Source organism: Methylobacterium sp. GC_Met_3, from assembly GCF_026540775.1.
Classification (GTDB): domain Bacteria; phylum Pseudomonadota; class Alphaproteobacteria; order Rhizobiales; family Beijerinckiaceae; genus Methylobacterium.
Map to the genome: position 1 here is coordinate 273450 of NZ_JALNUL010000001.1, position 11574 is coordinate 285023.

Consider the following 11574-nt stretch of genomic DNA (forward strand, 5'->3'; position numbering starts at 1 on the left):
AGGAGACCAGACCAGTTCTTTCAGCCGGCGTGTCGTTCAGGGTGGCCTGTGGAACGCCAGCCGCGAGCCGGGCCAAGCCGCGAAGGCCGCATCGGCCGCCTCCAGGGTGCGGGCTGTGATCCGGGCGTAGACCGGCACGAGGAGGGCACCGGCGTACAGCGTCGGCAAAGCCAGCGTTTCGACGTCCCAGCCGGTGTCGAGCAGCCGTCCGACGAGTGCGGGGTGGGTCTGGACGAGAAGGCCTTCGAGATCGAGCGCCTCGGCGACGCGGGCGACGGCGCCCATGAAGGCGTTCGAGAAGGCGTTCGCTGCGCCGTGCTCCCGCTTCCGGGGCAGGACCGATTGGCGCGTCCACTCGTAGATCCGGTGCCCCGTTGGGGCTTTCGCGCCCTGCATGAGCTCGGGATAGAGGTGGGACAGCAGGTGGGGCCGCGTCGTCGGCAGGAGGCGCGCATACGATACGATATGGCCTTCGTCCCTGCCGACGACGTGGATACTACCGGGACCGTCGAACTGATCGCGTTCCCGATTGTCCGGCCTGCGGCACGCCTCCCATCCCAGTGTCTCGACGAAATATGAATGACGAAATCTATAAATATGATCCAATGCTGAAGGATAGTTCCGTTCGATATCCCCATGAACCATCGAGAACATCGTTTTTCTCCGTGTAGACACACGAATAATTTGCCTGGCAACTCGTTGCTCGGATATGGGAAACATTACCGACCCCAACGCTACGTGAATTTAAGCGATTATTTTCCTTCTTATGGCCTCGACGACACAATGTGTGCGGCCGACCGCGTGTAATTTGGTGCAGGCGTTGGCGAGGTGATGTTCGACAGTTCTTCTTGATATGGATAGAATAACAGAGACGTCCCAGGCTGTTTTTCCGGCAGCCGACCATTTCAGGCATTCCACTTCGCGGGCCGTCAGGTCACCCCGCGTCCGCGCATCCGGCTCGACCTGCGCGTGGCGATGCATGATCGCCTTCGCCGTGGAGACAGCGTAGATCGCGATCATGTGCAGGGCGGCCTGCTCGTCCGTCGAGAGTTCGAGACGCGCGCCGCCGAAGCTGATGCAGGCCTCGCTGCCGTCGTGCTGATGGAAGGGGACGCAGAAGCCCTCGCGCAGCCCGAACACGCGTGCTTCGTCCATGACGACGCGGCCCTCGGTCTGGCCGGTGGCCGCCTCATGCCAGAAGAGGGATCGATAACGCCCTTCAGGTGCCTCAGAACGGGATCGACGTGGATGAAGCCTCGGGCTTGGTAACGCTGCTCCCACTCGCGAGGCCAACCTGAGAGCACAGTGCAATCAGGAAGGATTTGCCTCTGTGATCGTGGTAGAAACCCAACTACGAATGCGTCGTATCCGAATGTCGTTTTATGAAAACTGAGCTCTTTTTGGATATCACCCAAGTATTGTGATTGGCGTATCTTGTCGAGAATGTCGAACGTGGTTTGACGAAGGCTCGTCATTGGCGCATGATTTCATAGTTTGAATCGCAAGTATGTCTGATTTGATACATATCGGGCGGATTGATGGCATTCATAGAAATGTAGGGGAGATATTTCCAAAAAAAATCAAATTCTTTAGACGGAGAATCGATATGTCTACGGATCGATTGACCTTAAGTTTACTTCAGAAGATCGCGGCGGCGAACGGGACTGATATCGATGCTTTCCTCGGGCCCCGTCGAAGGCCGGATTGGGACGGCACTGCGCAGCGCCGCGGCATCTATGAGCGCGTCGCGATGCTGCTTCGCGTCGTCCGGGCCTATCGGGCTCTTCCGGGCTTCGAGAGTCGCCGTCGCGCCCTCTGGATGATGGAGGCGATGGCAGCGCGTGCGAAGGGTATGCATGGCGAAAGCCCGTAATTGCGGGCAGCGGCCACTGCCCTTCACCGCGGAGGGCGCTCCGTCCAGCGGCTGCAGCGGCCCCGGGAGCAGAAAGCGCTTTCCCCGAAGTGTTCCTGGAACGGACACGATCGCGCTTCGTTTGAGCGTGACTCCCTCAGGACCCCAACCCGGAGTGCCCGTGTCCAGTCTGATTCGCATCCTGCTCGCCATCTTCATCCCGCCGGTTGCGGTCCTCGTCACCAACGGCTTCGGGCTGCAATTCCTGCTGAATATCGTGCTCTGGATCCTCGGCTGGCTTCCGGGCACCATCCACGCCCTGTGGTTGATGAATCGCGACCGGCCGCTGCTCTGAAACGACAAGGGCCGAGGCAGCGGTGCTTAGGCTGGCGGCGTACGGCGCAGAGCGCTTGGCCTCGTCGATCTGAGGCGAATCGCGATCGAACTGTTCGTAGACGTAACACCGTCGCGGCGGACATCGCGGATGTCCGGCCCGGGAGCACCTGATGCCGACCGAACGCGTCACGATCCGAATGCGCGACGGCGATTGCCGATCGCACATCGTCACGCCGGACGGCGTAGGCCCGTGGCCGGCGGTGATCCTCTACATGGATGCCGGCGGCATCCGCCCGGCGATGCGCGACATGGCCGAGCAACTCGCCGCGGCCGGCAGCGTCGTCCTGCTGCCGGATCTCTTCTACCGCTACGGTCCGTACGGCCCGTTCGTGCCCAAGGAGGTGTTCAAGGGCGACTTCCGCGCCATCCTCGGCCCGTTGATGGCAACGACCGGGAACGACAAGGCCGCAGCGGATACGGAGGCCTTCCTCGCCTACCTCGACACGCGCAGCGACATCACGGGCCGCGGGATCGGTGCGGTCGGCTTCTGCATGGGAGGCGGCATGGCGCTGGCTTCGGCCGGAACCTACCCCGACCGGTTCGCGGCCGTCGCGAGCTTTCACGGCGGCAATCTCGCGACCGACGCCCCGACAAGCCCTCACCTGTTCGCGCCGAAGCTGAAGGCGGAGATCTACATCGGCGCGGCGGAGAACGACGGCAGCTACCCGCCCGCGATGGCCGAGCGCCTGGAAAAGGCGCTGACGCAGGCCGGCGTTCGGTTCACCGCCGAGACGTATCCCGCAGCGCATGGCTGGATGATGCCGGACTTCCCGGTCTACGACCCCGCCGCGGCCGAGCGAGGCTGGGGCGCGCTGCGCGAGCTGTTCCGCCGGACCCTGCGCGCCGGCCCGTGACGGTGAGTTCCGGTGAGGCCGGATTCGCCTCGCCGCAGGTCGTCCTCCGTGGCGCTTCGATCAGGGCTTGGCCTTGTCGGCCTCGCCCTTCCTGAGAACCGGCTTGGCCTCGACCTTACCCGCTACCTTGGCTTCAACCTTGGCGGTCTTGACCGCGTGCGCCTTGGCGATCGGCTTCGGGGCAACCTTCTCGGCGGCGTGAGCGAGCTTGACCGGCTCAGGCATCAAAGTGGCGTCGACCGCCGGGGTCGGCGGAGTGACCGCGACCGGGTCGTCCTTGGCGAACAGCTTGCCGAATACCTTCTGGTAGCTGCTCGGATCGCCGTCCGCGTCCGCCACGGTGATCCGGGCGGGCTTCTCGGGGAGCGCCGCGGTCGTCTCGACCTTGGCTTCGGGATCGGCGCGGTTTGCCATGAGTGTCGTGGCGGCGGGCCTCTGCAGCGGCTCCTTGCCGGGGGGGCGCCCCGCCTTGGCGGCCTTGAGGGGGACCGCCGGCTCGGCGCCGGCCAGCATCACCGGCTGGCCCTTCGGGCTGACCTCGATCTCCTGCGGCCCGGCCGCCAGGGTCTCGGGCCGGCTCACGTCGCCGAGATTGTGCCGCCCGTATTCCTTGGCGTCGTACGGCAACACGGTCTCGGTGCCGCCGAGGCTCGCGAAGGCGCTGGTATTGGCCGGCGGCCGGAAGACCGGGTTCTGTCCGCCATCCTGGTAGACGACCCGCACCGCCGGCGTGCCCTTGGCGACCAGTTCGGCCACCGCGCGCGCGTCGCGCTCGCTCTTGTCCGCCACCTGCGGATCGACCTTCGGCTTGCACGAACCGGCAGCTGCGTCGGCGCCGCCGAACACGTATTTGGTCCCGCACTGACCGATCTTCGGCTCCTCGCGCAGGGCCTCGAAATAATCCGAGCCCTCCTTGAGGTTCTGCCAGAACCCGATGTTCGGGTCGTTGCGGAACTTGGCCATGTTCTCGGCGGTCATCCGGAACGGGTAGGACTGGAACTGGAAGCTGCGCTGACCGCCGATGAACGCCTCGCGGGCGATGGCGTAGATCTCCGCGATGGTGGCGTCGGTCATGGCGAAGCAGCCCGCCGACGAGCAGGTGCCGTGCACCATCAGATACTTGCCGGTCCGGTTGTTGGCCCGGTCGACGGCATTCGGGAAGCCGGTATCGAACGAGAGATAGTACGAGGAATTCGGGTTCATCAGGCCCGGGGTGATCGTATAGAACCCCTCCGGCGCCTGCCGGTCGCCCTCACGGGTCTTGGGGCCGAGCTGGCCGGACCAGCGGCAGATCGGGTAGATCTTCAGGAGGGCGTAGCGGCCGTCGCTGCCCTTCTTCCAGACCTCCATCTCCGCTTCCTTCTTGAAGGTGCGGATCAGGACAGGGTCGGATTGCTGCATCCCCTTGGACTGCATCAGCGCGACGGTCTGTGGGGCGATCGGCGCGATGCTGCGCGCACTCGGGCCATTGATGCCGGACCCGTCCTGGCAGGCAGCGAGGGAAAGGGCCAGCAGGGAAGCGGCCGCCAACATCCGCGCAGTCGCGAGACGCGCCGTCATGGGGAACCTCAATCGTCCTACGTGCGCCCGCGGACCTTTTCGGCAACCGTCGAGCGCCACTCCCCAACCCAATAGGCTCGTTAAGCTTGCGCCTTTCTTACCGCAAGGACGCTGGCGCAACACTGCACCGCTCTCTGGCAGGGCATCAGACCGATCCGCGGATCGCCGCGGCTCCGGCGGACCGTGGCCGGCTGCCGCGGCGGAGCCACGGGATCAGGAGCCGGGGCATCGCCGCCAGGGCGGCCCCGGCGAGCGGCAAGGCCGGGAGTCCGAACCTGGCATCGATCACGCCGCTCCCCACGGCCGCCCCGATGGCGTTGCCGAGGTTGAAGGCGCCGATATTCATGGCCGAGGCGAGATTCGGAGCCGCGCCGGCCTTCTCCATCACCCGCATCTGGAGCGGCGGGACGATGGCGAAGCTCGCCACGCCCCACAGCACCATCAGGATTGCAACCGACGCTGGGCTGCGCATCAGCCCGGCGAACAGCACGAGGATGGCGATATGGGCCGCCAGCGCGGCCAGGATCGTCCCGTCGATGGAGCGGTCGGCGAGGCGCCCGCCGAGCCAGTTGCCCGCAGCGAGGCCGATCCCGTTGAGGACCAGCATCGCTGTCACGAGGGATGTCGTGGCCCCGGTCTCTGTATGCAGGATCGGCACGATGTAGGTGAACAGCGTGAACATCGCGCTGAAGCCGATCGTGGTGAGGGCGAGGGCGGCGAGCACCGGCCCGCGGCCGAGCACGCGCAGCTCGGCCCGCAGGTCGGCGCCGGGCTCCGCCCTCAGCTCCGGCAGTGCGAGGCGCAGCGCCAGCATGGACGCGGCGCCGACGCCCGCGATGCCCCAGAATGCCAAGCGCCAGCCGAATTCCACCCCGATCCAGGCGGCAAGGGGCACGCCGCCGATCAGCGCGACGGTGAGCCCCGAGAACATGGCGGCCACCGCGGCGGCCCGACGCTCGGGCGGCACGATCCCGGCGGCCACGACGGCTCCGACCCCGAAGAACGCGCCGTGATTCAGGGACGTCACCAGCCGGGCGACGACCACCATGGCATGGCTGTCGGCGAGCGCCGCCATCAGGTTGCCGAGGGTGAAGATCGCCATCAGCCCGACCAGCAGACGCCGCCGGGGCATGCGGGCGGTGGCGAGCGTCACCAGCGGCGCGCCGACCTGGAGCCCGAGCGCGTAGGCGCTGACCACGAGGCCCATGGCGGGGATCGAGACGCCGAGATCCCCGGCCATGAGGGGCAGCATCCCCATCGGGGTGAACTCGGTGACGCCGATGCCGAAGGCGCCGATGGCGAGCGCCAGAAGGGGTGGGTTGAGCGCCACGAATCCGGTCTCCGGTTGTTCCGGAGATGCAGGTGGCCGATTCGGCTTCGGGGCAGTAGCCCGCTGTGCGGATCAGGATCTGTGCGCGCACGGCACGAATGTCGTCGGTGGGGGATTTCAAGGACTGCGAAAACGCAGACCGAGCCGACTTGGGCTGCGCACCATGAGGTCTATCCGAGAGATCGCGGCCGCGAAGAGGATCCTGAGACGAGAGCCTTGACGGAGGGCTTCGCGCGAGACCAGATGTTGCACTCACTGCAACGCACTGTCCGATGATCCTCAGCTTCCACGACAGGTACACGGAGGCGGTTTTCGCAGGACGCTGTCCGAAGGGTTTCCCCGCCGATCTGTTCAGGCGGCACGGAGCAAGCTGATCCTGCTCGATGCCGCGGCGTCCTTGGACGATCTCAAGCGGCCGCCGGGAAACAAGCTTCACGCCTTGAGCCAGGATCGGGCCGGGCAGCACGCCATCGCTGTCAACAAGCAGTTCCGGATCTGCTTCATCTGGACAGAAGGCGGGCCGACGCGCGTGGAAGTCACGGATTATCACTGAGGAGACCCCTCGGATGTCAAATACCATCGAGGCCATCGCGGATCTCCACTGGGCCTTCGATGCCGCGGACGCCTTCGACAGTGTCCCGCCGGTTCATCCCGGGGACATCCTGCGCGTCGAGTTCATGGAGCCGTTCGACCTCTCGGCCGGCGCGGTCGCGCGCGCCATTGGCCTGCCGCGCTCGCGGATCAAGCGGATCGTGAAGCGGGAAATCGGGATCAGTACCGATACGGCGCTGCGGTTGGCGCGGCTGTTCCGGACTTCGCATCAGTTTTGGCTCAACCTGCAGAGCCAGTTCGAGAGTGCGACGCTCCTGCCCCGGATCGGCGATGAACTCGCACGTATCACGCCCATGCCGGAGGCCGCCTGATCGATCCGGGCCGGAAGCCCTCCGGGATTGCCGCGCATGCCACACGACAAGGTCGACCGCGCCGGGGAGATGGCGGTGTTCCTGGCGGTGGTGGAGGCCGGCAGCCTGTCCAAGGCAGCGCGCCGGCTCGGGCTGACGCCCTCGGCGGTCAGCCGGATCATCGTCCGGATCGAGGGACGGCTCGGCGTTCAGCTCCTCGTGCGGACCACCCGGAATCTGCGCCTTACCGCCGAGAGCGAGACTTACGGGCGGGCCGCGCGCCGCATCCTGGCAGATCTCGACGAGACTGAAGCTACGCTCGCCGACCGCGGCTGCCCGCGCGGACGGGTCCGGGTCAGCGCCGCCACCGCGCATGGGCGCCTCGTGATCGTGCCGCTGCTGGCGGACTTCGTCGCGCGCATCCCGGTATCACGGTCGAGATCGACCTCAGCGACCAACTCGCCGACGTTCTGGGCGGCCGGGCCGACGTGGCGATCCGGTTCGGGCCGTTGGCCGACACTCCGCTCATCGCCCGTCGGCTCGGCGAGACCGGCCGGACCGTGGTGGCATCGCCCGACTACCTCGCCCGGGCCGGAACGCCGTGCCGGCCGGCGATCTGGCGCGGCACAACGGCCTGGATTTCAGCTTCCGCCGGGCCGAGCCGGGCTGGCCATTCCGGGAGGACGGGCGGGATTTCGTCCAGCCGGTGACCGGTACGGTCGCGGCCAACAACGGCGAGACCCTGGTGCAGCTCGCTCTGCGGGGCGTCGGCATCACGCGAGTCGGCAACTTCCACATCGCGGACGACCTCGCCACCGGCCGGTTGGTCGCACAGCTGGAGCCGTTCAATCCGCGGGACCGTGAGGCGATCCACGCGGTGTTCGTGGGCGGCCCCGCCATGCCGGCCCGCGTGCGGGTGCTGGTGGATTTCCTGGTCGAGCGGATGCGCGGGGGCAGCGCAGGGCCGTGACGGGTTTGCGGCCCCCTTCAGGGATAGCTGTTGTCTCGGACGCGAAGGGGTGGCGGCCGGACCGCATTCAGAGCGGGCGCTTGTAGCCCAGATGCGACGGCTCGAAGCCGAGCCGTTCATAGAACCGGTGCGCGTCCACCCGCCTCTTATCCGTCGTCAACTGGACCAGCGTGCAGTCGCGGGCGCGACACGTGTCGATCGCCCAGGCCAACAGGGCTTCGCCGAGCCGTTCGCCGCGTCGTTCGCGGGCGATGCGGCCGCCCTCGATCAGTCCCCGCTTCGATCCGTTGCGGGAGAGGCCCGCGATGAACGTGAGTTGCAGGGTTCCGACGATGTGCCCGTCGATCTCCGCGATGCATAGCAGCTGATGCGGGTCGGCATCGATCTCGGCGAACGCATCGCGGTAGCGGTGCGATGCCGTCTCCCACGGCGCCTCGCGGGCCGATCCGAGTTCGTCGTCGGCCAGCAATGCGACGATCGCGGGGAGGTCCGACAGGACGGCCCGGCGGAATTTCAGGTCGGAACGGATCATCGTCCATCGGCCTCCGTATCGTCGGCGCGATCATCGCCCCGTCGCGCCTCACATGGATGGCCGCCGCAGTCGCTCAGCCGAACAGCGCCGGCTGACGTCCCGCCTCCGCGCGGATGATCTCCACGAGCGCCGCATCGTCCGCGGGGTCGGCCAGGCGCAGGCCGACCGGCTCCGAGGGGGTCTGCACGGTGAGCCAGCGGAGCGTCGGCCGCAGGTCCACGGCCTCGACGATCTCCATCCGCGGATGCCCGGTCTCGAGCTGCAGGAAGGTCAGGTGGTTGCGGCTCGCCCGCTGACCCAGGAGGTCGTCGATCGCCTCGACCACGGCCCGGGGCGTGTGCAGGTGGCTCATCATCCAGAGCCGGTTATCCGTGCCCGGCGTGTCCAGCGCCGTCCGGACCCGGCGCACGCCCTCGGCGAGGAAGGCGTAGTCCGCCGCGTTCGCCGCCGGGTCGTGGTGGTTGAACACGCATTCAAGCCCGTGCCGCTCCCGGTAGAGCCGGTGGCGCCCGCGCCAGATGTCGGGGCCGCGCCGCTCCGCCTCCGGAATGCTCTCCAGCTGGTCCCGGTCGAGGAGGGCGGAGAAATCGTCCGTGAGGCAGTCCCGGACCATGCCGGGCATCGAGAAGATCCAGTCGAGCGGGCCCGACCACTGGCGCAGGTCCAGGGTCTTGAGCACGTGCGCCATCTGGCAGTTGCAGCCCAGCGAGATGTGGTTGTGCGGGCCCGGCTCCCGCGCGTCGCGCCGGCCGAGCAGCCGCCCGATCGCACCGAACAGGCCCCCCGTCGCCCCGGGTTCGCTCACAGGGTTCGGCCGATCGCCAGGAACTTTTCCGCGCGCCGGTCGCGGATCTCGTCGGGTGCGAGGCCGTCGAACTGGGCGAGCGATTCGGCGATTGCGTCGCCCGCCACGCGGATCGCCCCCTCCCGGTCGCGATGCGCCCCGCCGGTGGCCTCCGGGATGATGCCGTCGATGACGCCGAGCCGCAGCAGGTCCTGGGCGGTGATCTTCATCGCGGTGGCGGCGTCCGAGGCGCGGCCCTGGTCGCGCCACAGGATCGAGGCGGCGCCCTCGGGCGAGATCACCCCGTAGATCGCGTGTTCCAGCATCAACACCCGGTTGGCGGTGGCGAGCGCGATCGCGCCACCCGAGCCGCCCTCCCCGATCACCACGGCGACGTTGGGCACGCCCAGCGCGAGGCAGGCTTCGGTGGAGCGGGCGATGGCCTCGGCCTGCCCGCGCTCCTCCGCCTCGATGCCCGGATAGGCGCCGGCGGTGTCGACGAAGGCGATCACCGGCAGGCCGAACCGATCGGCGGTCTCCATCAGGCGGACCGCCTTGCGGTAGCCCTCGGGCCGGGCCATGCCGAAGTTGTGCCGGAGCCGCGCCTCCGTGGTGGCGCCCTTCTCCTGACCGAGGACCAGGACGGGGCGGCCGCGGAACCGGCCGAAACCGCCGAGAATCGCCTCGTCCTCGCCGAAGCTGCGGTCGCCGGCGAGCGGGGTGAACTCGCTGATGAGCCCGCCGCAATAATCGACGAAATGCGGGCGCTGCGGGTGGCGGGCCACCTGGGTCTTCTGCCAGGGCGTCAGAGTCGCGTAGATCTCGGCGAGCGCCTGGCCGGCCTTGGCCTCCAGCCGGCCGACTTCCTCGGCGATCGAGACCGCGCCGTCGCGCGCGCTCACGGCGCGCAGTTCCTCGAGCTTGGCCTCCAGCTCGGCCACGGGCTTCTCGAAGTCGAGGTAGGTGCGCGTCACCGCCATCGTGTCACAGGTCTTCCCGGGATCCGCCGCAGCGAGGCGGCGGGCGCGAGGTGTTGGCGATGGCGGGGGTGGTGTCAACCGGCCTGTGGCCCGAGCCTGGTCCGACTCAGCCGTGCGACAGGTCCTCGCGGGCGATCCGGTAGCAATGCTCCAGATAGCCGCGCTGGTGTGCGCCCATCAGGTCGGTGACCACGGACCACAGCCAGCCGGGGGCGTCGGGGCCCGGGCCGGGGGCGCGCACCGTATCGATCCAGGTCCGGCGGGTGGCCTCGTCCATCTGCCGGCCGTGCGACCGGCCGAGGATCGCGGCGAGGTGCCCGGCGACGCGGACCGCTTCCTGCCGGGAGAACTGCTCGGCGTCGATCTTGAGATCCTGCGGCATCAGCTCACGGACCGTGACGGGTTTGCCCAGGACATGGCCCGACACCATCCGGTCGCCGAGCTGCGGCGACAGCGCCCGGGCGCCCGCCACCACGCGCGCCGCGTGGTCGGCCGGCATGACGGCATCGCGGGCGGCCGGGGCGAGGTAAGGGACCGCCTCCTTCACGTCGAGGAGCGCGCGGTGCGGGTGCGCGCCGCCGCGAATTTCCACGAGGCCGGCATAGCGCAGGCGGCCGAGCGAGCTGCAGCCCTTGATCCAGTAGGCGGCGTCGAGCAGCCGGATCTCGGCCTCCGTCGCGCCGCCGCCGAGCGCCAGGACGAGCCGGTGCACCGCCGGATCGTGGATGAGCGCCGTGAGGGAATCCCGCTCGTCGGGCTCGAGGTCGAAGAACCGGCGCCCCCGCGGCAGGCGGTCGGTCCTGCCCTTCAGGCGTTCGCGGGACAGGTGGCGCCAGCGCCGGCCGAGCGCCCGGCGCTTCGTGGTGGCGACGATCTCGGATTCGGCGAGGTCGCGCTCGGCGCCCTCGGGGTCGGCGGTCCCCTCGGCGTAGCCGATGGCCATGGCGTCCATCATCCGGGCGGTGACGATGCCGGGGAGCGTCGCGTTCAGCGCCGCGGTGACCAGGGAGAGCGCCAGCCGCACGAGGTCGAAGGCCGGGTTCGCCACCACGGTCTGATCGAGGTCACGGATCGCGATGCCGATCCGCCCGTCGGCATCGGCCACCGCGCCGAGATTGCCGAGATGCGCGTCGCCGCAGATCCAGATCGGCGGCCCCTCGGGCAGGGTGCCGGCCGGCATCCGGGCGATCAGGTCGTAGAAGCGCGCCGTGGTGCCGCGGACATAGGCATGTGGCGAGGAGGCGATCTTGCACAGGCGGCGCTGCTCCAGCACGCTTGCGTCACGGCCGGGCCGCGCCGGCACCTGCATGTCCATCCGGTCGTCCGCTCCGCTACAGGCCGGCCGGGCGCGGGGCCCGGCACCGGGATCCGATGATACGGCCATCCTAGGGTTTTCATCCCTAAGCGGGGGTAA

Annotated in this window: 12 protein-coding genes and 3 pseudogenes; 7 read left to right on the top strand and 8 right to left on the bottom strand. The window is 68.3% G+C overall.

Going from position 1 to position 11574, the window contains the following annotated elements:
* Nucleotides 1–36: 36 nt before the first annotated feature.
* Together OXS27_RS01330 and OXS27_RS01335 are read right to left on the bottom strand one after the other, a co-directional pair.
* Nucleotides 37–720 (bottom strand): acyl-homoserine-lactone synthase, encoded by a 684-nt coding sequence (locus OXS27_RS01330; protein ID WP_346733079.1) that lies wholly within the window; start codon nucleotides 718–720, stop codon nucleotides 37–39.
* A gap of 24 nt (nucleotides 721–744) precedes the next feature.
* Nucleotides 745–1155, bottom strand: a complete 411-nt coding sequence (locus tag OXS27_RS01335; protein ID WP_267353723.1) for a LuxR C-terminal-related transcriptional regulator — start codon at nucleotides 1153–1155, stop codon at nucleotides 745–747.
* A 352-nt stretch (nucleotides 1156–1507) separates the two neighbouring features.
* On the opposite strand from OXS27_RS01335, the gene OXS27_RS01340 reads away from it, so the two are divergent.
* The 3 genes from OXS27_RS01340 to OXS27_RS01350 all read left to right on the top strand — a co-directional run bounded on the left by OXS27_RS01340 (nucleotide 1508) and on the right by OXS27_RS01350 (nucleotide 3102).
* Nucleotides 1508–1873, top strand: coding sequence for a hypothetical protein (locus OXS27_RS01340; RefSeq protein WP_267353725.1), 366 nt, complete (start codon nucleotides 1508–1510; stop codon nucleotides 1871–1873).
* A 160-nt stretch (nucleotides 1874–2033) separates the two neighbouring features.
* Nucleotides 2034–2207 (top strand): YqaE/Pmp3 family membrane protein, encoded by a 174-nt coding sequence (locus OXS27_RS01345; protein ID WP_243925859.1) that lies wholly within the window; start codon nucleotides 2034–2036, stop codon nucleotides 2205–2207.
* A gap of 151 nt (nucleotides 2208–2358) precedes the next feature.
* Nucleotides 2359–3102, top strand: coding sequence for a dienelactone hydrolase family protein (locus OXS27_RS01350; protein WP_267353728.1), 744 nt, complete (start codon nucleotides 2359–2361; stop codon nucleotides 3100–3102).
* Between the two features lie 60 nt (nucleotides 3103–3162).
* Here the strand turns inward: OXS27_RS01350 and OXS27_RS01355 are convergent, their stop codons facing one another.
* Together OXS27_RS01355 and OXS27_RS01360 are read right to left on the bottom strand one after the other, a co-directional pair.
* The gene (locus tag OXS27_RS01355; protein ID WP_267353729.1) at nucleotides 3163–4662 is read right to left on the bottom strand and encodes a L,D-transpeptidase family protein; all 1500 of its coding nucleotides are present in this window, start codon (nucleotides 4660–4662) and stop codon (nucleotides 3163–3165) included.
* A 145-nt stretch (nucleotides 4663–4807) separates the two neighbouring features.
* Nucleotides 4808–5992, bottom strand: coding sequence for an MFS transporter (locus OXS27_RS01360; protein WP_267353731.1), 1185 nt, complete (start codon nucleotides 5990–5992; stop codon nucleotides 4808–4810).
* Between the two features lie 272 nt (nucleotides 5993–6264).
* Between OXS27_RS01360 and OXS27_RS01365 the strand changes: the two are divergent.
* The 4 genes and pseudogenes from OXS27_RS01365 (at nucleotide 6265) to OXS27_RS32630 (ending at nucleotide 7864) form a co-directional block, all read left to right on the top strand.
* A pseudogene (locus OXS27_RS01365) lies at nucleotides 6265–6545 on the top strand (type II toxin-antitoxin system RelE/ParE family toxin).
* Nucleotides 6546–6558: 13 nt separating this feature from the next.
* On the top strand, nucleotides 6559–6915 hold the full coding sequence (locus OXS27_RS01370) for a HigA family addiction module antitoxin (RefSeq protein ID WP_267353733.1): 357 nt from the start codon (nucleotides 6559–6561) through the stop codon (nucleotides 6913–6915).
* 69 nt (nucleotides 6916–6984) lie between these two features.
* Nucleotides 6985–7089, top strand: a pseudogene (locus OXS27_RS32625) (LysR family transcriptional regulator); the annotation flags it as partial.
* 245 nt (nucleotides 7090–7334) lie between these two features.
* A pseudogene (locus OXS27_RS32630) lies at nucleotides 7335–7864 on the top strand (LysR substrate-binding domain-containing protein).
* Nucleotides 7865–7931: 67 nt separating this feature from the next.
* Here OXS27_RS32630 and OXS27_RS01380 read toward each other — a convergent pair.
* From OXS27_RS01380 to OXS27_RS01395, 4 genes are all read right to left on the bottom strand, one after another.
* Nucleotides 7932–8396 carry a GNAT family N-acetyltransferase gene (locus OXS27_RS01380; protein ID WP_267353735.1) on the bottom strand — a complete coding sequence of 155 codons (465 nt, stop codon included), beginning with the start codon at nucleotides 8394–8396 and terminating at the stop codon, nucleotides 7932–7934.
* 73 nt (nucleotides 8397–8469) lie between these two features.
* Nucleotides 8470–9201, bottom strand: a complete 732-nt coding sequence (locus OXS27_RS01385; RefSeq protein ID WP_267353737.1) for a DUF1796 family putative cysteine peptidase — start codon at nucleotides 9199–9201, stop codon at nucleotides 8470–8472.
* The gene (locus tag OXS27_RS01390; protein ID WP_267353739.1) at nucleotides 9198–10160 is read right to left on the bottom strand and encodes an acetyl-CoA carboxylase carboxyltransferase subunit alpha; all 963 of its coding nucleotides are present in this window, start codon (nucleotides 10158–10160) and stop codon (nucleotides 9198–9200) included. Before OXS27_RS01390 ends, OXS27_RS01385 begins: the two co-directional genes overlap by 4 nt.
* A gap of 106 nt (nucleotides 10161–10266) precedes the next feature.
* Entirely contained in the window at nucleotides 10267–11475 is a 1209-nt protein-coding gene (locus OXS27_RS01395; RefSeq protein ID WP_267354272.1) for a DUF2252 family protein, read from the bottom strand.
* Nucleotides 11476–11574: the final 99 nt, after the last annotated feature.

What these genes read in the sequence shown, in the direction of transcription:
- OXS27_RS01330 (WP_346733079.1), bottom strand. Translation starts at nt 720, where the DNA reads ATGTTTCCCATATCCGAGCAACGAGTTGCCAGGCAAATTATTCGTGTG.
- OXS27_RS01335 (WP_267353723.1), bottom strand. Translation starts at nt 1,155, where the DNA reads ATGGACGAAGCACGCGTGTTCGGGCTGCGCGAGGGCTTCTGCGTCCCC.
- OXS27_RS01340 (WP_267353725.1), top strand. Translation starts at nt 1,508, where the DNA reads ATGTCTGATTTGATACATATCGGGCGGATTGATGGCATTCATAGAAAT.
- OXS27_RS01350 (WP_267353728.1), top strand. Translation starts at nt 2,359, where the DNA reads ATGCCGACCGAACGCGTCACGATCCGAATGCGCGACGGCGATTGCCGA.
- OXS27_RS01355 (WP_267353729.1), bottom strand. Translation starts at nt 4,662, where the DNA reads ATGACGGCGCGTCTCGCGACTGCGCGGATGTTGGCGGCCGCTTCCCTG.
- OXS27_RS01370 (WP_267353733.1), top strand. Translation starts at nt 6,559, where the DNA reads ATGTCAAATACCATCGAGGCCATCGCGGATCTCCACTGGGCCTTCGAT.
- OXS27_RS01380 (WP_267353735.1), bottom strand. Translation starts at nt 8,396, where the DNA reads ATGATCCGTTCCGACCTGAAATTCCGCCGGGCCGTCCTGTCGGACCTC.
- OXS27_RS01390 (WP_267353739.1), bottom strand. Translation starts at nt 10,160, where the DNA reads ATGGCGGTGACGCGCACCTACCTCGACTTCGAGAAGCCCGTGGCCGAG.
- OXS27_RS01395 (WP_267354272.1), bottom strand. Translation starts at nt 11,475, where the DNA reads ATGGACATGCAGGTGCCGGCGCGGCCCGGCCGTGACGCAAGCGTGCTG.